8 protein-coding genes, 2 tRNA genes and 1 pseudogene are annotated in these 21,091 nt (G+C 59.9%); 5 read left to right on the top strand and 6 right to left on the bottom strand.

The window, feature by feature from the left end; genetic code table 11:
* Nucleotides 1–135: 135 nt before the first annotated feature.
* A complete protein-coding gene (locus F2P44_RS36085; protein ID WP_167086383.1) occupies nucleotides 136–10,251 on the top strand; it encodes a putative Ig domain-containing protein in 10,116 nt (3,371 codons plus the stop codon).
* Nucleotides 10,252–10,396: 145 nt separating this feature from the next.
* Nucleotides 10,397–11,656: a glycosyltransferase family 4 protein gene (locus F2P44_RS09065; protein WP_167086382.1), complete on the top strand. Its 1,260-nt coding sequence runs from the start codon at nucleotides 10,397–10,399 to the stop codon at nucleotides 11,654–11,656.
* Between the two features lie 145 nt (nucleotides 11,657–11,801).
* Here F2P44_RS09065 and F2P44_RS09060 read toward each other — a convergent pair whose 3' ends face one another.
* The 5 genes from F2P44_RS09060 to F2P44_RS09040 all read right to left on the bottom strand — a co-directional run bounded on the left by F2P44_RS09060 (nucleotide 11,802) and on the right by F2P44_RS09040 (nucleotide 16,651).
* Entirely contained in the window at nucleotides 11,802–12,869 is a 1,068-nt protein-coding gene (locus F2P44_RS09060) for an acyltransferase family protein (RefSeq protein ID WP_167086381.1), read from the bottom strand.
* A 332-nt stretch (nucleotides 12,870–13,201) separates the two neighbouring features.
* Nucleotides 13,202–13,277: transfer RNA gene (locus F2P44_RS09055), tRNA-His, on the bottom strand.
* A gap of 101 nt (nucleotides 13,278–13,378) precedes the next feature.
* Entirely contained in the window at nucleotides 13,379–14,455 is a 1,077-nt protein-coding gene (gene murI, locus F2P44_RS09050; protein ID WP_370662659.1) for a glutamate racemase, read from the bottom strand.
* A gap of 23 nt (nucleotides 14,456–14,478) precedes the next feature.
* The gene (locus tag F2P44_RS09045; RefSeq protein ID WP_167086380.1) at nucleotides 14,479–16,020 is read right to left on the bottom strand and encodes a fumarate hydratase; all 1,542 of its coding nucleotides are present in this window, start codon (nucleotides 16,018–16,020) and stop codon (nucleotides 14,479–14,481) included.
* 16 nt (nucleotides 16,021–16,036) lie between these two features.
* Nucleotides 16,037–16,651 carry a YqhA family protein gene (locus F2P44_RS09040; protein WP_167086379.1) on the bottom strand — a complete coding sequence of 205 codons (615 nt, stop codon included), beginning with the start codon at nucleotides 16,649–16,651 and terminating at the stop codon, nucleotides 16,037–16,039.
* 291 nt (nucleotides 16,652–16,942) lie between these two features.
* On the opposite strand from F2P44_RS09040, the gene acs reads away from it, so the two are divergent.
* The 3 genes from acs to F2P44_RS09025 all read left to right on the top strand — a co-directional run bounded on the left by acs (nucleotide 16,943) and on the right by F2P44_RS09025 (nucleotide 20,590).
* Nucleotides 16,943–18,943: an acetate--CoA ligase gene (acs, locus tag F2P44_RS09035; RefSeq protein ID WP_167086378.1), complete on the top strand. Its 2,001-nt coding sequence runs from the start codon at nucleotides 16,943–16,945 to the stop codon at nucleotides 18,941–18,943.
* 78 nt (nucleotides 18,944–19,021) lie between these two features.
* Nucleotides 19,022–19,112 (top strand) — tRNA-Ser (locus F2P44_RS09030).
* Nucleotides 19,113–19,411: 299 nt separating this feature from the next.
* The gene (locus tag F2P44_RS09025) at nucleotides 19,412–20,590 is read left to right on the top strand and encodes a hypothetical protein (RefSeq protein WP_167086377.1); all 1,179 of its coding nucleotides are present in this window, start codon (nucleotides 19,412–19,414) and stop codon (nucleotides 20,588–20,590) included.
* A gap of 253 nt (nucleotides 20,591–20,843) precedes the next feature.
* Here the strand turns inward: F2P44_RS09025 and F2P44_RS09020 are convergent.
* Nucleotides 20,844–21,091: pseudogene (locus F2P44_RS09020) on the bottom strand (IS5/IS1182 family transposase); the annotation flags it as partial.

Raw genomic sequence — 21,091 nt, 5'->3', positions numbered from 1 at the left:
CCTATCTGATACCTCGGTCCGGCTGCCTTCATGGCGCCCGCGAACTGCAGGATCGTAGTAACCGTCGATTCGCCAACGTAACCCCGGCTTTGTCAAAACATTCTCATCGCCGATGCCCCCTTACTGGAAAATACAATGTCCACCAAAACTGATGCAGTACAGCTGCCATTTTCATCTGCCCAAATCAAGATCATCATCAACAAGCTCGCGGCGATGAATCTGCTGGCTGCGGATAAAAAACACGTGATCGATGTTACCAAGTTGGCTTCGCAACCGGTAGGGCTGTTTGTGCCTGTGTATGCTCTGGTGACGCAGTTCATTCGTGAGAATGCTTTTAAAAACATGGGGAAGCTCGACCATGACACCGCATATTGGTTTCACGTGGCGCCGGATATCAATGGCGATAACAGAAAAGTCGACGGGGTCAATTACATACGCGGCGCCAGTCAGTACGGGCTTGAGTTAAACGGCAAGTTCGCAAACATGACGCAAGTCCAGAAAGATGCTGCGCTGCAAGGGACCTCGAATGCCATTGCAGCGAGCGTCATCAACGACATCATTGCGGCAAGCGGCATTCCGCAATTCACGAAAATGCTGAACAATGATATCAACGGGGCCATCAAAGGAAAATATCCACAGACCATCGGCGGCTGGGGCGGCTCTTTTTATTACTGGAATACCCCGTTTAATACCCCGAGTGGGCAGCCGTCGACCGTCGGCGGCGAAGTCAACCGGACATCGAGACAAGAATTTTTCTGGGATAACGGAAATGCGATTGCTGATATCGGCATATCGCTGCTGAAGGCGTTCGGCGAGACCGACTCGTTTATTGGAATGACCCTCATGAATCGCATGATCGCGCGCGGCTGGCCGGAGCTGATATCCCGGGTGTGGAATGCCATCGGCACGGCGAGCCACGCTTCTGCTCCGGCTGATGTCCAGAAATCGATGACGAATGCGGGACTGTTGATCATGCTCGGACGCCTGATGGCCTTTAAATTTGCACCCGGTCCGCATACCGATAATCCGACCGCGACCAGCTGGACGGTTGTTTCGACCACGAAAATGTTTGATGGGGTCGAGGTGAAGTACAGCGACGGCACCGTTATAAAACAGAATCTGAATGATTTGGAGTGGTCAAAAAGCGGAACGCGCGGGTGGCTGAGGCACTTTCCTGGAGGCGAGCTGTTGTTCTCCTCGCATAACCTCGACGGCACGACCGAAACGGCGAAAATCGCCGTCGATGGTTCTATCCAGATGGTGACCGGCGTTGGGGCCCACTTGGGCGGCGATGTGTGCGCTGGCGGCAAGGGTATCGATATATTTACCTTCCTGCCTTCCGATGGCAATGCTGGGATAGCGCCTTCAATCCAATCGATCGAGGATCTTGACGGCCTCGGCTCTATCCGCATCGGCGAGACGACCATTGCCGGCCAAGGCGCCACCTTGGTCGGCAACGGCCACACCTGGGTCGACAGCGCCGGCGTGCGCTACCAGTTCGATGCCGTCGGCGCGGGCGGCCAGCTCGGAAAAATGCTGCTCTCCGGCGGCGTGCTGGGCGAGGGAAAAATCGCGATTGACGACTTCGACCTCGGCAAGGCGATGAGCGAGAAGGACGGTTATCTCGGCATCAAGCTGGCCGAACGCATCGGCATGGCCGCCAACACCGGCACCCCCCTGTTCGACTCGGCCGACGCCCCGGCCGATAAATCCCTGACCACGGCCACGACGATCCAGCCGTTCCGGATTTCGGTTGCCGGCATCAGCGACCAGGACCGCACCGTCACCGTGCGCGGGACCAGCGGCAGCTTTTCCAATATGTACCTCGATATTGGCGATGGCATGCTCGACATGAGCAGTGGCTCGGTCAATGTCGTGATTCCCGCCGGCCAGGACAGCGTTGAAGTCGGCCTCGTGTATGGCGGACCGGCCAGGCAAACCCGTACCTTGAGCCTCTCCTCCAGCCTTGCCCAACCCGACCGGCCTGACTTCGTGCCTATCAGTAATGCGCTGACGGTGACCTTTAACGGCGATGCCGGTCCCAAGGATCCAACGGATTTCCCAGCCGACTGGTATCAAACCCTTCCCGCTGGAAAAAGTAGCCCATACAGTACTGAGACGACGCCATCGTTCCAGTTAATCCGGGCTCTGGGGTACCAACTCAACAATCGCATTAATGTCACTGATAAAAACGCCGTCGTGACTCTCCGGGACGGGGATAATCTTGTGACGGCGAATAATGCGCACGGTTGGGTGCGGCTTGGCAACGGGAATAATCGCGTATATGTGAACAAGGAAGTCGACCTGAACCAGGCGATCATCGATGCCAATACCGGTACGCCAACCGGGCAGAACGGCATGTTGGTCTCGGTCGCTGAGGGCAACAGTACGGTTGTTGGCGGAAATGGGAATGACATCATCGGTGTCGGTGCCGGCAACAACGTGGTTGTGATGGGGCCTGGCAAGAATGTATTCTTGGGTGGCATGGTATTGGACCAGTATTCCGCGCCCAGTCTGGACTGGAATGCCGCGGTGCACGATGACGGAGGGACCGTGACGATCGCAACGCCATTCACCCAAGCGCGTCACCCCGCAGGGATAAATATCGACATGGCTACGTATGAGGGCAATATTTATCTCGCATACGGTGAAGAGCCGGTCACACACCTTCCAACGCGCTTTCCGTACCCCTTGGGCTTTGGCAACGATACCGTTTTCGGCGGGAGCGGCGATTCGCGCTTCTTTCTTTCGAACGGAGACAATTACGTGGACGCCGGTAGCGGCAACAGCACCATCTATGGGGGCATGGGCAACGACACGATTTTCGGCGGTACAGGTAACGTCCGGGTGAGGGGCCGAGGGGGCAATGACTACATCACGCTCGAATCCGGTAATGATTTTGCGAGCGGTAATTCCGGTGACAATACGATCATCGGCGGCGCCGGTGACAGCGTGATTTACGCCGGGGGCAGCGGAGACGATTGGGCAAGCAGGGACAAGGGCAACAATTTGGTCCAGTCCGGCGATGGGGCGACCCGCGTCCATGGTTCAGGCGGCAAGGACACGCTGATCGGTGGCGCCGGCAAGACCTCCATCTATGGCGGGGCAGGCGACGAGTATATCGTTGCCGGAACGGGCAACACGTCCATCATGGGTGGAGCCGGGCTTAACACGCTGGTGGGCGGCAGCGGCAACGACACCATTTTCGCCGGCACCGGCGCGACCACCATTCGTGGCGGCGGCGGCCAGGATTATCTGCATGGCGGCGATGGCGCCAACATCATTTACGTCGGCGACGGGGGCACCATTGCCGCGCCGAATACGGTGCGTGCCGGTACAGGCGCGACCACCATCCACGGTGGCGGAGGCAAGGACCTGATTTACGGCGGCAGCGGCGCCAACGTTATATATGCCGGGGCAGGGGGGGGCGGCACGACGTCTGTCGATTTCACCCAGGTCGTCGCAGGCAGCGGAAATACGACCATTCATGGTGGCTCAGGTGTCAACCACCTGTTTGCCGGTGCCGGCAACGATATCCTGTACGGCGGCAGCGGTGGCACCATCGTCGCGCCGACTGAGCTGTGGGCCGGCGCCGGCAACGATACCCTGGTCGCCGGAACCGGCTTCAACAAGCTGTTCGGCGCGGCGGGTACGACCAATTTTGTGGTGAACAAAAATGCCGGCACGGTCGTGATTTTGCAGTGCGACAGTGACGATACCCTGTCCTTCGACGCAAGCTACAAGCCGGAGGAGCTCAGTATCGCGGACAACCACGACGGCGTGGAAATCGGTACCGGCAGCGGCACCATCTTTTTACAGCCAGGCCTGCAGCGCATCACCTTCAACGGCCAAGAAACCACGCTTGATGCCCTGCGTTCGCCAAGCTACAAAATTGGCACTTCCACGTATTCCTCGGTCAGTGTGACACTTCCGGCGGTTCCGGCGGTTCCGTCGGGCACGGCGCCTATCCAGACGGTCAACTTGCTGGGCAGCGCCGATATCCAAGCCGTGGGCAACAATGTCGCCAGCGTGATCCGGGCCAATAGCGGCGACGACACCTTGGTTAGTGGCAGTGCGAACGATACCCTGATCGGTGGAAGCGGCGCCAATGAATTCATTGCAGGGACCGGCAGCAGCACCATGATTGCGGGCACGGGCAGCTCGCGCTTCATCGTCAACATGAATAGCGGCAATGTCCTGATCCAGCACAGCCAGCATGACGATACACTGGAGTTCGGTGCGGGCATCACGGCAGCCAGCGTGACGGTCAGCGCGCACGCGGGCAGCGCTGGCATATCGGTCGTCACGCTCAAGGTCGCTGGTGGCCCTACGGTGACCGTGGAAGGCAGTGCCGCCAGCGGCATATTGGGACGGCTGGCTTTCGCCAATCGCGACAGCCGGACCTTGAGCGAGGCGCTGTTGCAAGCCGATCCGGCCGTGGCAACCTTGTCCACAGAGGTGGGCATGGCGCTTCCGGGGGGGATGATCGCGCTGACTCTGACGGGCAAGACGGCTGTGATTGCCAGTGGTAATGAACTCGACAACATCCTGCGCGCCAGCGCCGGCCGCGACACCCTGGTTGCCGGAGCCGGCAACGATACCCTGACCGGTTCGGGCCACGGCTCGGGCGGCGTGGCGACCTATGTGCCAAGCGCGAACGGCATCACGACGATCGACGCCAGCGTGCCGGGCGAAGCCATCGCCTTCGGCGCCGGTGTGCGCGCTGGTCAGTTGTCGGCGGGCATGGTGATCGACGCGTATGGCCGCAAGTCCGTCCAGATTTTCTCCGAATCCGGTGCGAGCGTCGTGGTGCAGGGCAACCAAGCCGGCAATATGCTCGACCAGCTCAAGTTCGACGATGGCAGCATGATCGGACTCGATACCTTGCTGGTGCAGTCGAACGCCAGGGGGCACACGATGTATTCGGCGGCCAGTCTCGTGCTGCCGGCCGGTATTCAGCATCTGCAGCTGACCGGCAGCGCAGGCCTGAGCGCGACGGGCAACGCGCTGGCCGACTACATCGTTGCCAGCGATGGCAACGATACGCTGAGCGGCGGTGACGGCAACGACACCCTGGTTGCTGGCATGGGCGACAGCGTGCTCAATGGCGGCGGCGGCGGCAACACGTTTGTTGCCGGAATCGGCAAGACGATCATGAACGGTAATGGCAAGATGGCCGGTGCGAACGTCAACACCTACGAGTACGCTGTGGGCGATGGCATGACGACGATCGTCAATGGTGGCCCAGGCGATATCCTGGCGCTGGGCGCTGGTATTGCCGCCACGACGGTCAGCCTGGTGCGCGCAAATAACGATTTGCAGGTCGCTGTCACAGCTGGTAAGCCGGTCATTATCCAGGACTACTATGCAGCCTCGGGCCCGACCTTGGGCAAGGTCGTCTTTGCCGATGGCGTGGTGTGGGATCACTCGATCATCATCGCGAAAACCACGCTGCCCGATGGCGTGCCGGGTCCCGGTACATGGCCCGGGATCGAGATGATGTATGGATTCGAGGGCAACGATTTTATTCTGGCGAAGGGCAGCGATACCTGGCTGTTTGGCGGAAACGGCGACGATTATCTTGTCGGCGGTCGTGGCCATGACACGCTCGATGGCGGCCGCGGGCTCGACCATCTCGATGGGGCCGGGGGAAACGACATCTATCTGTTCGGACGAGGCGATGGCCAGGATATCGTCGATAACAGCCATTTCGATCCATCCACGTTGAACACCGTTCAATTCAAACCTGGGATTCGGCCATCTGACGTGAAGATCAAGCAGGTTGCCAGCACAGCATGGTGGGAACGTCCATACGGCCACACTGCGCTTGAACTGGCCATTGCCGGCACTGACGACAAAATTACCATTGAGCGTTTCTTCGATAATCAGGAGTACTCGGGCGTTCAGTATACCGCTTTGATGCAGGTCTGTTTCGACGACGGCACGGTCTGGAGTAGAACGTTTTTGGAAGATTTTGTGCTGACCCCAACCGACGGCGACGACCATATTACCGGTACTCGGCAACCTGATTATCTGACTGGTGGCAAGGGCAACGATACCATCTATGGCCTTGGCGGCGCCGATACGCTCGAGGGTGGGCCCGGCAACGATTTTCTGGCCGATGGCGGCGCGCGTGAGGTTTTCGTTTTTGGCCTTGGCGATGGCCAGGATACGCTGGGCCAGTTCAACAACAACGATGCGGACAGGCAGGCAATCCTGCGTTTCAAGCCTGGTATTGTTGCGGCAGACGTTGTTGTCAAAAGAAATCGCAGCGATCTGCTGCTCTCGATCGCGGGCAGCACGGATTCCGTGACCGCGTTGACTTACTTCACAGAGGAGATGGAGATGACCGGATTGTCGCCGGTCATACGGATAGAGTTTGCCGACGGCACTGTCTGGGACTCCGAAACGATCAGGCCGTTCTTGATGACCGGCACGACCGCCGACGACCAGCTTGGCGGGTACGACACTGACGACCTGCTCGAAGGGGGCGCGGGCAAAGATACACTTTATGGGGCCAAGGGCGCCGACACCTTGCGCGGCGGGGACGGTAACGATACCTTGCGCGGCGGGCGCGGCGAGAATCTCATCGACGGCGGAGCGGGGGACGACCTCCTGGAAACGCATTTTGACTCAAGAGATACCTTCGTTTTCGGACGCGGTTCGGGACGAGATACGATCTCGGCATACAACGTGTCTTATTATGAAAAAACTAATGCTGACATTATCCAACTTAAACCCGGTGTGACTCCCGGCGATATCGCTTTATTTCGCACAGGAAAAACTCTGATCGTCTCGATCGCGTCGACGGATGATGCACTCTTCGTACGCCAATATTTTTTCGCGAATAACAGTCGTAGGGGTGCGGTGTTGCAGTTCGCCGACGGCACCGTGTGGGATGAGCGCGTCATCGATGCAAAAGCGAAAATTCGTGCCAATTCGCCGCCGCAGGACAATCTGGAGCTTGGATACTTGGCAGCGGAAGCCGGCGTTCCGTTCAGCTTCACGGTGCCGGCCGATACGATTATCGACCCCGACCCGTGGCAACACATTACCTATAGCGTGACCATGCGCGACAGCGTCAGCCCATTGCCGGCGTGGCTGAGCTTTGATCCCTTGACGCGCACGTTCTCGGGCACACCCGATAGTGCCGCCGTCGGTTACGTGCCGTTGATTCTTTGGGGAACCGATGACGACGGTGCGCGCATGGGCATGATGAAGACCCTGATCGTCAACGCTGCCCCGCCGAACCGGGCGCCGCTGGTATCGCAGGCACAGGAGGACCAGATTGCGTTACTGGATACAGAGTTCAGCTATACGGTTCCGAACTATGCGCTGACCGATCCCGATCGCGCCGACAAGCTGACCTTTAGCGCAAGCCTGGCCGACGGCGGCGTGCTGCCGGCATGGCTGCACTTCGATGCCGCAAGCCGCACCTTCAGCGGTACGCCCACTGTCCGGGGGCGGGTCAGCATTGTGTTGACGGCGACGGATAAAGCAGGTCTGAGCGTCAGCGATGAATTTGATATAGCGATGCAACTAGAAGGCGTGAACCTCGAGGGCACCGAACTCGGCGACGAACTCACAGGCGGCTTGGGCAACGACACCCTGAGTGGACTGTCCGGCAACGACACCCTCAACGGTGGCGGCGGTGACGACATCCTCGACGGTGGCGACGGTACGGATGGCATGGCGGGTGGCGCCGGAGACGATACCTATATCGTCGACTCCGTTTTCGACAAGATCGTGGAGAACGACAACGGCGGCTACGACACCGTCCAGACACAGGTCAGCTATACCCTTGGCGAGCATCTCGAGTCGCTCATCCTGGGCGACGGTGGCCACATCAATGGGACGGGCAATGCGATGGCGAACACCCTCGCCGGTAACTCCGAGGATAACATTCTCGACGGCGGCGCCGGTGCCGACTCGATGACCGGCGGGCGTGGTGACGATACGTACATTGTCGACACGGCGGGCGACGAGGTGCTCGAGTTATATGACGAAGGGGTTGACACGCTCGTGCGCTCCTACAATACCCAGGATGGGCTTGCTGCCGTTCTTGAAAACCTGGTCTTGACGGGTGTCGCGGTGCAGGGCATCGGCAATGGATTGGGTAACGCGATTACTGGCAATGAGCTTGCCAATTCCTTGTATGGACAGAGTGGCAACGATACCTTGAGCGGTCTGGCCGGCAATGACACCCTGTATGGTGGCAGAGACGACGATGTTTATCTGTACGGACGCGGCGATGGCCGCGATCTGATCTCGAACGTCGGGGTCAATGGCTCGGTGGACATCGTGCGCTTTGGCGAGGGGATTGCCACGACCGATGTATCCGTGATGCGCAGCGGCACTGATTTGCTGTTCAAGCTCAACGGAAGCACCGATCAAATCACGATCAACAAGTACTACGGCCCGGCCGCTCAGTCCGATGGCGCGGGAGCTGATCGTAAAATAAACTATGTGGCTTTCGCAGACGGCAGTACGTGGAACCAGGCTGACTTTGAAACGATGGCTGACCGTGCGCTGAGCAACCAGACTCCGGTCAAGGCGATCGCGCCGCCCGTCTTGCAAGCCATGGCGGGAAGCCTGTTTACCTACACCGTATCCGTGAATGCCATCACCGACCCCGATCCAGGCGATACGATCAAGTACAGCTTCAAACTGGCAAACGGCGCCGACCTGCCGGTGTGGCTGACATTTAATCCGGCGACGCGCGAGCTGTCCGGCACGCCGGCCAGCACCAACCTCGGCACGCTCCAGCTGGGGTTGTGGGGCAGCGATAACTATGACAAAACCGCCGGTCATGCCGTCACGATGAAGATCGGTGCTCCCAACCGGGCGCCGGTGGTGGCAACACCGCTGGCCGATAAAACCGTGGTACTGGGCGCGCCGTTCAGTTACGCGGTACCGGCAAACTCGTATGCCGATCCGGATGCGGGCGACACGCTGACCTATGCAGCCACGCTGGCTGACGGCAGCGCATTGCCGGCATGGCTGGCGTTCAATGCCGCCACCCGTGCCTTCAGCGGCACGCCGGTTTCGGCCGGCACGGTCAGCATCAAGGTAAGCGCAAAAGACGCTGGCGGCCTGAGCGTGTCGGATGTGTTCGATCTGAGCGCGACTGTCCAGAACCTGGTTCTGAACGGTAGCGCCAATGCCGAGACACTTACGGGCGGCAGCGGTAACGACGTGCTCAATGGGCTGGCGGGCAACGATACCCTGATTGGTGGTGGCGGCAACGATACGCTCGACGGCGGCGCCGGCGACGATAAGATGTCCGGTGGCTCCGGCAACGACGTCTATCTGGTCGACAATGCGGGCGATGTGGTCACGGAGAATGCCAGTGAAGGTAACGATCTGGTGCAGTCGTCAGCTTCGTACACCCTGGGTGCAAACTTGGAAGCTCTCCAGCTGACCTTGACCGGGGCAGTCAGCGGCACTGGCAATCCGATTGATAACCTCCTTGTCGGCAATGCCGGCAACAATGCCTTGAACGGACTGGCTGGCAACGACGTCCTGCAAGGTGGAGATGGCATCGATACTTTGAGCGATACGGCAGGCAACAACTTGCTGCATGGTGGCGCCGGGGCCGACATTCTGACCGGCGGTATCGGCAAGGACATGCTGATTGGCGGTGCCGGCAACGACACCGTCACCAGCAGTACCGGCGCCGATGTGATCGCTTTCAACCGCGGCGATGGACAAGATATCGTCAATGCCAGCACCGGCAAGGACAATACGCTGTCGCTTGGGAAAGGCATCTTGTACGCCGATTTGCTGTTCAAGAAATCGGCCAACGACCTGATCCTCGTGACGGGCGCCAGCGAGCAAATCAACCTCAAGGATTGGTACCTCGGCACGACCAACCGCAGCGTCGCCAATCTGCAGATGGTGATTGAAGGAACGAGCGATTACAACGCGACTTCCACCAACAAGTTGAATAACAAGAAAATCGAGCAATTCAACTTCGACGGGTTGGCGACCGCCTTCGACCAGGCGCGTACAGCCAATCCGGCATTGACGAGCTGGGCCTTGTCTTCATCGCTGCTCAATTTTTACCTGAGCGGCAGCGATACGGCGGCCATCGGCGGCGACCTGGCGTATCAGTATGCGAAAAACGGCACGCTGTCGAACGTCTCGCTGACGCCGGCGGCGGCCATCCTGGCCAATGCATCGTTCGGCACGGCGGCGCAAACCCTGCAAGCCGGATCGGCGCTGCAGGATCTGTCGCCGCGCCTGATGTAAGGGCATCGCCCGTCCGGCCTTTCTCTGCCCGCGTGGCGGATGAAGGCCGGGTTCTTTCTCAATTGCATGAGTATTGGCGAGTTTTGGGCATGGCTCCGGCTGGTAAGATGCCCAATCTCCATCTTGCAGGCCAGCGCACGACCCTATGACATTCACACCAGCCCAGCCTTTGCCTTCCGGCGCGCCGCGCGCGCGCCGCATCCTGTTCATTCATCAAAACTTTCCCGGCCAGTTCAAGCGCATCGCCTCGCACCTGGCGCGCGATCCGGCGTACGACGTGCTGGCGATCGGCAAGGACGGCTGTCCCGGCTTGCCGGATGTGCGTACGCTGACCTACAAGCTGCACCGTGGCGCGGCCAAGGAAACCCACCACTACGCCAGGCCTTTCGAGGCGGGCATCCTGCATGGACAGGCATGCCTGCGGGTCTTGCTGGCGATGAAAGAGAAGGGCTTCGCGCCGGACGTGATCATCGCCCATCCGGGCTGGGGCGACACCATGTTCGTGCGCGAAGCGTTTCCGGAGGCGCGCCTGGTGCATTTTTCCGAGTTCTACTATCACACGGATAACGCCGATGTCGGCTTCGATCCGGAGTTTCCCAGCACGATAGACGATCGGGCGCGGGTGCGCGCCAAGAACGCGCTGCAACTGCTCAACCTGGAAGCCTGCGACATCGCCGTGGCGCCGACCGCATGGCAGAAAAGCCTGCACCCCAAGCCTTACCACGACAAGATCGCGCTGATTCACGAGGGAGTCGACACCGCCTACCTATGCCCGAATCCCGACGCCACGTTCACACTGCCGAACGGCAAAGTGCTGCGTCCGGGCGACCCGGTGGTGACCTATGTGTCGCGCAACCTCGAGCCGTACCGCGGCTTCCACACCTTCATGCGCGCGCTGCCCAAGATACTGGCTGACAATCCGGACTGCGACATCGTGCTCGCCGGCGGGGCCGACGTGAGCTACGGCGCGCGTCCGGCCGGCGGCCAGACGTGGCGCGCCAGGATGCTGGCCGAAGTCGCCATCGATCCGGATCGCGTGCATTTCCTCGACCGCATTTCCTACGCGCGCTACCGCGACCTGCTGCAGGTCTCGGCCGCGCATGTCTACCTGACGTATCCGTTTGTGCTGTCGTGGTCGATGCTCGAAGCGATGGCGTGCGGCTGCCTGGTGATCGGCTCGGACACGGCGCCGGTGACGGAAGTCATCCGTCACGGCGAGAATGGCTTGCTGGTCGATTTTTTCGATACGGATGCGATTGCCGGCGCCGTCAGCCGGGCCTTGCGCGAGCCTGCACAGTGCGCGCCGCTGCGCGCGCGGGCTGTGGAATCGGTCAAGTCCGGCTATGCGGTCGAGGAGGGCATTGCCGGCTACCGGCGCCTGATCGACGCCGCGCCGGCGGCGTAGCGCGAGCGCGGAAGGCCGCGCTGTCGAACACCGGGTGGGCTAGCCATCCGCCTTGGTGGAATTGGGGGCTGCTGCCCGGCCATGCGGGGACGGGCGATATCGCCCTGCGAGCGAGCGCGTCACGGCATCGCCCCGCATCGAACTGCTAGGCGACCGGGGCCTCGGCGGCCGGCAAGGAGCGGGCCGGCAGCGCGCGCCGCTCGGACCACTTGCTGTTCAAATACAGGCGCATTGGATTCTCGAAAAGGTAGTACGACACCGCACCCACGGCGATTGCCGCCAGCAAGCCGGCCATATGCGGCCAGCGGCCCTCGATCACGGCATAGTAAATTGGTTGCTGCCACAGGTAGAGCGAAAACGAACAGACGCCGAACCATTGCATCACCCGGCTTGCCAGCAGTTGGCGGATAAACTGCGGCATGCGTTCCAGATGGTTGATCGAGTACGCCAGGAACAGCGGGCCGATGGTAAACAGGAGCCGCTTGTGCGCAAAAATCGAGTAGCAGGCAATCGCCATGACAAAACTCAGTACCGCAAGCAATGGATGGGTTTCCCGGATCCATTTGGCCTGCGTGCTTGCGGCGGTAACGCGATAGGCAGCCGCCGCGATCAGTCCCAAGGCTGCGGCCTCGCTACGCAGGAACCACGGCGTTGCGCCGGCCGGCGTGTGCGACGGGTAATAGGCATTGATGGCCATGATGACGCCTGTGCTGACGAGCAGGAAGGCCGCGCCGGCGTACCGGTTCTTCAGCTTGCCGACCAGGACGGCGCCCGCCGCCAGCAACAGATAGCTGTGCTCCTCGACGCAGAGCGACCACAGATGCCCGATCGGCCAGCCGCGGTGCCAGATGTTCATGTCGACGGGGAAGTAGTTGCACAAGAACGTGAAGGTGGAGAGCAGCTCGGCTCGCGTGGCCACATAGCGCACCGGTTGCAGGAAGGCCGCGTAGGCCGCCATTGCAATCACAAACACCCAGAAGGTCGGGAATACCCGGCTCATCCTGCGGACAAAGAAATCCTTCAGCGGCACCTTCTTTATGAACAAGAGATTGCCCATCAAGAAGCCGGACAGCACGAAGAAGAGTTGCACGCCGAATCCGCCCAGCCAGGAGAATTCCTGCGTCGCCTTGAAGTGCGATACCAGGACGGCGATGATGGCCAGTCCGCGCCACCCGTCAAGGTAAGGGATATGCTTGGTTGGATTGCTTGCCATGTTTGCCGCCGTGTCTGTTAGTGAATCAAGCAATTACACGTGGCTATCGCATTGATAAATGATGTTGAATAAAGGTGACCGGCTGGTTGAGCGATCAACGTCCGTGTCGTCCGAGGCTGCCCTACCGGTGCGCGCAGCCGCCGAGCGCGCGCTGCATGCGCAGCGGTGGCTGGATTGTGCGGTGCCCCGTTGCCCGGCCTGCGCACAAGCGTGCGCAAATTAAAAAGCCACCTCGAAGGTGGCCATGTCTTGGGAAAATTGAGATAACCGCTGTCAGAGACGCATTGTGCAATGCGATGTCACGTGGAAGTCTTTCATTTCAATGCGAACGATGGGGTGGCTGATGGGGCTCGAACCCACGACAACAGGAATCACAATCCTGGACTCTACCAACTGAGCTACAGCCACCATCGAATCTGCATTTTGTTCAGATGCTTCCTGAACAGAAAAAGATTATACAAACATCTGAGCGAACTGGCAAATCAAAATGCACTGAAAGCGAAATATTTTCAAATTGCCACTTCGCGCACGGGCGCTTCGATGCCCAGCAAGTTGGCAAACGCGAGCGACAGCGCCGTTGCGCTGGAACTGGTATAGCCTTGCAGGGTCGCCGCGACATCCATGTCACCTGCCGCGATGACGCTAGCGGTGGCACGAGACGCCGAACCCGCAGCCACGACGTAAGCTGTGCTGGACTTCGCGCTGGCAGCCACCGCGCAACCGGTGGCGGGAGTCGCACTGGCATCCACAGTGATGCCGGTGGCACCAGGCGGCGCGCCGGGAGCACTGCTCCGATTGAGCAAGCCGGCGGCACCCAGCAAGCGCGCCAGTTGCCGCGCCACCGCATCGCCGGTGTCGATCAGCACGATCTCGCGCGCCGTCGCCGCCGCGATGACCTCGCCAAGCATCGCCAGCACGAACGGGTAGTGCGTGCAGCCCAGCACCAGCGTATCGGCACCCTGGTCCAGCAGCGGCACCACGTAGCGCTCCAGCAGCGTCCTGACTGCGGGCGATTCCAGGTCGCCGAGCTCGATCTGGTCGACCAGCCCCGGACACCCCTGCAGCAAAAACTGCGCATTGCTGGCGGCACTGATCTGGTCGCGCAGCAGCAGGAACTTGGCGCCGGCGATGGTCACGCTGGTCGCCAGCACGCCCACCTTGCCATTGCGCGTGGCTGCCGCAGCCGGCTTGAGGCCAGGTTCCACCCCGACGATGGGCATGTCGGGATAGTGCGCGCGCAGCACCTTGATGGCGGCCACCGTCGCCGTATTGCATGCCACCACCAGCGCCTTGGCGCCGTTGGCAACCAGAAAAGCGGCGACCGCCAGCGAGCGCTCGGCCACCACGCTTTCCGGCTTGTCGCCATACGGCGCAAAACCGGAATCGGCGAAGTACAGCAAATGCTCATGCGGCAGCTGCGCGCGGATATGGCGCAGGACCGACAAGCCGCCCACGCCGGAATCGAACACGCCGATTGGCGCGGTAGCCGACGCGGTAGCCGACGCGGTAGCCGACGCGGTAGCCGACGCGGTAGCCGACGCGGTAGCCGACGCCGTGGCCATCGCCGGGACGCTCGCGCTTGTCACTGGTGTTGTCACTCGTGCGTCACTCAGGCCACGCTGACAGGAATCTTGCCGACGCTCGACAAGGATTCGATCTTCGCTGCCCATTCCGTTGGACCGGTGTTGTGCACCGACGTTCCATTGGAATCGACGGCCACCGTGACCGGCATGTCGATCACGTCGAACTCGTAGATCGCTTCCATGCCCATGTCGTGGAAGCCGAGCACCTTGGCGCTCTTGATCGCTTTCGACACCAGGTAAGCCGCGCCGCCGACCGCCATCAGGTAGGCCGATTTGTGCTTCTGGATCGATTCGATCGCCGCCGGACCGCGCTCGGCCTTGCCGATCATGGCGATCAGGCCGGTTTTTTCCAGCATCATGTCGGTGAACTTGTCCATGCGGGTGGCGGTCGTCGGACCGGCCGGGCCGACCGCTTCGTCGCGCACCGGATCGACCGGGCCGACGTAGTAAATCACGCGGTTCTTGAAGTCGACCGGCAATGGCTCGCCCTTGGCCAGCATGTCCTGGATGCGCTTGTGCGCGGCGTCGCGGCCGGTCAGCATCTTGCCGTTCAACAGCAAGGTCTGGCCCGGGGTCCACGAGGCGACTTCTTCCTTTGTGAGGGTGTTGAGGTCGACGCGGCGCGATTTCTCGGTGTCCGGGGTCCAGTGCACGTCCGGCCAGGTCGACAGCGCCGGCGGCTCGATGTAGCTCGCGCCCGAGCCGTCCAGCACGAAGTGCGCGTGGCGGGTGGCGGCGCAGTTCGGAATCATCGCCACCGGCTTGGAAGCCGCGTGGGTCGGATGCATCATGATCTTGACGTCGAGCACGGTGGTCAGGCCACCCAGGCCCTGGGCGCCGATGCCCAGGGCATTGATCTTGTCGCACAGCTCGATACGCAGTTCTTCAGTCTTGTTTTGCGGGCCGCGCAGTTTCAGTTCGTACATGTCGATGTCATCCATCAGCACTTCCTTGGCCATCAGCATGGCTTTCTCGGCGGTGCCGCCGATGCCGATCCCGAGCATGCCCGGCGGACACCAGCCCGCGCCCATGGTCGGCACGGTCTTCATGACCCAGTCGACCAGCGAGTCGGACGGGTTGAGCATGACGAACTTGGACTTGTTCTCGGAGCCGCCGCCCTTGGCCGCCACCTTGACGTCGACGGTGTTGCCCTCGACCAATTCCATGTGGACCACGGCCGGCGTGTTGTCCTTGGTGTTCTTGCGCTCGAACTGCGGGTCGGCCACGATCGAAGCGCGCAGCTTGTTGTCGTCGAAGTTGTAGGCGCGGCGCACGCCTTCGTTGACGGCGTCGGTGACGGTGCCGGAAAAGCCTTCGAAACGCACGCCCATGCCGATCTTGAGGAACACGTTGACGATGCCGGTATCCTGGCAGATCGGGCGCTTGCCCTCGGCGCACATGCGCGAATTGGTCAGGATCTGGGCGATCGCATCCTTGGCGGCATCGCTCTGTTCCGACTCGTAGGCGCGCGCCAGGTGGGCGATGTAATCGGCCGGGTGGTAGTAGCTGATGTACTGGAGGGCGGCGGCAACCGATTCGATCAGGTCTTCCTGCTTGATGATAGTCATGGCTATTCTCGTTGGCTTAGTGAGGGGTCTTGGACTGGTTCTGGGTGCCGATCATGATGCGGTCGGTATAGGCGATCGCCAGCGCCGACAGCAGGAACACGATGTGGATCACCGTCTGCGCGATCAGCACCTTGGGTTCGTACGCGTTGGCGTTAATAAACGTCTTGAGCAGGTGGATCGACGAAATGCCGATGATCGCCATGGCCAGCTTGGTCTTGAGCACCGAGGCGTTCACGTGCGAGAGCCACTCGGGCTGGTCGGGATGGCCTTCCAGGTGCATGCGCGAGACGAAGGTTTCGTAGCCGCCCACGATGACCATGATCAGCAGGTTCGAGATCATCACCACGTCGATCAGGCCGAGCACCACCAGCATGATGGTCGCTTCGTTGAGCTTGGTCGCCTGCTTGGCGCCCGGTACGGTAACTGCATCGAAGATATGCTGCAGCGCCGCCTCGTTACCGAGTACGGCACCGATCAGGTCCTTGAGTTCAACCCAGAAATGGAAAACATACACGCACTGCGCCAGGATCAGGCCCAGATACAGCGGCAACTGCAGCCAGCGGCTCATGAAAATGAGGTTATTCAAGGGGGTCAGTTTTTGACGTTCTTTCGGTAAAATCGGTTCAGACATGAATGCTTGGCTCCAGAGTAAGGCAAAAATTTTCGCTGCGTCATTTTACCAGCGCTTGGCCCGGCTGCAGAGAGCGGCCTCGGTCGGACCTCGTATTGATCTGGCGCAAACCACAGCTGATCGTCATGCCGTGCGCATTGATCTTGTCGTTAATGCAAGTGACCATACCGCTTGATGGGGCTATCCATGTTTTAATGTCTCATCGACCTTCCTCGCCGACGTGCACGTAAGGGCGCAGTAAGCGAGCGGGACTATGGTTTTAGCAAAACAACACCACCAATGGAGACCAGCATGGCAGCAACAGATTCCACCCAGCAGGACAACCCAGGCTTGCAGGAAAGCCGCGTGTTTGCGCCGCCGCCCGACTTCGTGGCCAACGCCGCCATTTCCGGGATGGATGCCTACCATGCACTGTGCGCGGAAGCGGGAGCCGATTACGAAGGTTTCTGGGCGCGCCTGGCGCGCGAAAATCTCGAATGGCACAAGCCGTTCACCTCGACCCTGGACGAAACCAATGCGCCGTTCTACAAATGGTTCGATGACGGCGAGCTGAACGTGTCGTACAACTGCCTCGACCGCAACCTCAAGAACGGCAACGCCGACAAGACCGCCATCATTTTCGAAGCGGACGACGGCACGGTCACGCGCGCAACGTACCAGGAGTTGTACGAGCGCGTCTGCAAATTTGCCAACGGCCTCAAGGCGCGCGGCATCAAGAAGGGCGACCGCGTCATTATTTATATGTCGATGTCGATCGAAGGCGTGGCCGCCATGCAGGCCTGCGCGCGCATCGGCGCCACCCATTCGGTGGTGTTTGGCGGCTTTTCGGCCAAATCGCTGCAGGAGCGGATTATCGACGCCGGCGCGGTGGCGGTCATCACGGCCGACGAGCAACTGCGCGGCGGCAAGCACCTGCCGCTGAAAAGCATCGTCGACGAAGCGCTGGCGCTGGGCGGCTGCGCCAGCATCAAGAATGTGATCGTCTACAAGCGTACCGGCGGCAACATTGCCTTCACCGAAGGGCGCGACCTCTGGCTGCACGAGCTGGTGGCCGACCAGGCCGCCGAGTGCGAGCCGGAATGGGTGGGGGCCGAGCATCCGCTGTTCATCCTCTACACGTCCGGTTCGACCGGCACTCCCAAGGGCGTGCAGCATTCCAGCGGCGGCTACCTGCTGTGGGCCGCGCTGACCATGAAGTGGAGCTTCGACATCAAGCCGCAGGACGTGTTCTGGTGCACGGCCGATATCGGCTGGGTCACCGGCCACAGCTACATCGCCTACGGCCCGCTGGCGGTGGGCGCGACCCAGGTCGTGTTCGAGGGCATCCCGACCTACCCGAACGCGGGGCGGTTCTGGGCCAATATCGCCAAGCACAAGGTCAGCATCTTCTACACGGCGCCGACGGCGATCCGTTCGCTGATCAAGGCGGCCGATGTCGACCCGGGCGTGCATCCGTCCAAGTACGATTTGAGCAGCCTGCGCCTGCTCGGTTCGGTAGGCGAGCCGATCAATCCGGAAGCCTGGATGTGGTACTACAAGAACGTGGGCGGCGAGCGCTGCCCGGTGGTGGACACTTTCTGGCAGACCGAGACGGGCGGCCACATGATCACCCCGCTGCCGGGCGCGACGCCCATGGTGCCGGGTTCGTGCACCTTGCCGCTGCCGGGCATCATGACCGCGATTGTCGACGAGGCCGGCGCGGACGTGGCGAACGGGCAGGGCGGCATCCTGGTGGTCAAGCGGCCGTGGCCGTCGATGATCCGTACCATCTGGGGCAATCCGGAGCGCTTCAAGACCAGCTACTTCCCGGATGAACTGGGCGGCAAGATGTATTTGGCGGGCGACGGCGCGATCCGCAACAAGGAGACGGGCTACTTCACGATCACGGGGCGCATCGATGACGTGCTCAACGTGTCGGGCCACCGCATGGGCACCATGGAGATCGAATCGGCGCTGGTGGCCAATCCGATGGTGGCCGAGGCGGCCGTGGTCGGCAAGCCGGACGACACGACCGGTGAATCGATCTGCGCGTTTGTCGTGCTTAAGCAGGCCCGGCCGACCGGGGAAGAGGCCAAGAAGCTGGCGCTGGAGTTGCGCAACTGGGTGGCCAAGGAAATCGGGCCGATCGCCAAGCCGAAGGAAATCCGCTTCGGCGACAACCTGCCCAAGACCCGTTCCGGCAAGATCATGCGGCGTTTGCTGAGGGTACTGGCGAAGGGCGAGACCATCACGCAGGACATCTCGACCCTGGAAAATCCGGCGATCCTGGAGCAGTTGAAGGAAGCCTCGTAAGGGCGCGCGAAATTTTCTTCATACCCCGCGGAATCTTTGCTATAATCTGCGGCTTCGCGAAGGCGGAGATGTAATGCAGGAGAGATGGATGAGTGGTTGAAGTCGCACGCCTGGAAAGCGTGTATAGGTTCATAGCCTATCCGGGGTTCGAATCCCCGTCTCTCCGCCAGGAATAAGCAAGTAACTGATGTGAAAAGAAAAAAGCCAACCGACGAGGTTGGCTTTTTTCGTTTCCTGTCGCGTTTGCGCTGTGTGGACCAGCTTCGGGCTCCATATCGTGAAGTAGGAACTCGTTCTTGTTGTCATGGATGAGATGACGGCAGGGCACGGAAGGTTGGAACACATGCGGAACTGCCGCTACAATCGACAGTAGCGGCCCCTTCGTCGATGAATAGTCTGCGAGCAGATTCGGCCGGTCTGCCAGTCTAAAATCGGCCAATACCTGCCATTGATCGGCGATGAAAAACCATGGACAAGATGGATCCCTACAATACCTATCGCTCTCTCGACCAGGAATTTGCCCAGTCTCTGGGCTACTCGGGGAAACGCGAAATTCCGGACGCGTTAGTGCTCAAAGTCGCTGAATTTATCGATGCGCATCCGGCAGACATGATGACGGCCTACTATGCCAAGTCATTGCTCGACAAGTTCTATCGAAAGAGAACAAAAAGACGGTCGGGAAATCTGTTCAATGCATTGGATTCCTATCTGCGCAATAAGAGATTCTTAATCCCGCTGTTTCTCGAATATCGAAACAATGAGAAAAATCCTTTCTCCGCCGAAAATCATGATATTGCCGCCATCTGGCTGGCGATCCACGATCTTCCTGACGGTTATGATAAGGCAAATTGCATCGGTAAATTTTCACGTTTATTCACCGGCGAAATGGCCCGTCTGTCGTATCAATCCATTCTTGCGATGCCCGACATATACAAGACCAGAGCTCTTGGGGGAATTTATCCCAGAATGGACAAGCTTCACAAGGCAGAGATTTTTCCCTACATATGTCAACAATTTCGGTCTGGATCGCCAGAGGCCGCGTATCAGCTTAAGCGGATGTTTCCGCACTTGGACGAGGAATCCAGAACCGAGGTAATTTCTCTTCACCTTGACCTGCCGGACCTCCCGGAAAGATTGATCGCCTTCCTCGTTATCCGCAATGTGCAATATCTCCAGCCCTCAGATGCGAACAGGATTGCGGCGAGGGTCAGGATGTTCCCCACGGATTATTTCAGGAACCGCTGCCTGCTGAAGCTAACCGCGCACTTGCCTGCCGGTGAAATCGAAGCATTGTTCAAGCGATTCATGGAAGACTTCAACACGCTGGAACCGAGCTCGGAATTGATACACAACCTTTACCATTTTGGCGCCGTTCTAAAAACATTGGAAAAGAGCGATGTCATTAGCATGGCTTTGGAAAAAATCGCTTGCCTGGACGATTCCGAGAGTGAACTTTACAACCAACAAAAATATAGCGAAATGTCGTTTATCGTGCCCCTCCTGGCCGAAGCTGACAAAGCAAGAGCAATAGGCATCGCAGAAACTGTGAAAGGCGGTTACAAGAGAAACCTCATTGCAAGACTGCAGGCCCATTTTTCCCGTAGCAAAGGGTTTTGTGGATTCAGGGGCGCGCTCATCTGCTATTGAGGGACCGCCGCGCTGCACGAATATGCGCCATTGACGAAATCTGACAACGGCATTAGAGCCAATTGCAAAACGATTTTTCTGAACTGGCCGGCATCACGGGAGCGCGACTTTCCATCGCATTTTCGTGATGCTGGACGAATTCTGGTCGGTTATGGTGGCGGAATCATGGTTAATCTCATTCTGAAGACGTGTGGATGCCGCACCGGAAAAATTTGGTGCGAAATCGGTGGTTGAGTTATGCGGATTAGTCGGGTCATCGTCGAAGTCGCATCAACTGGTCAGCACCGAGGGCGAGCAGCCCAAACATCAAATGGCTCATGACTTTGGCATGTCCTTTGACCATAATGTTGCGGCCGCCGAATTCGTCCTTGAGACGCGCGTTGGTCCGTTCGGCTACAGTGCGCTCACGGTAGCGAACTTCATCGGCAGGCTCGAAGTGCTCCTTCTCGCCCCCACGCGGGTTGTGGTCGATCAGGGGGACATGTCCCAGTTCGCGGCAGT

Origin of the sequence: Massilia frigida (assembly GCF_011682175.1) — a bacterium.
GTDB classification, from domain to species: Bacteria; Pseudomonadota; Gammaproteobacteria; order Burkholderiales; family Burkholderiaceae_D; genus Telluria_A; species Telluria_A frigida.
The sequence above is the reverse complement of the archived record's forward strand: the minus strand, read 5'-3'. Positions and strand labels throughout refer to the sequence as shown.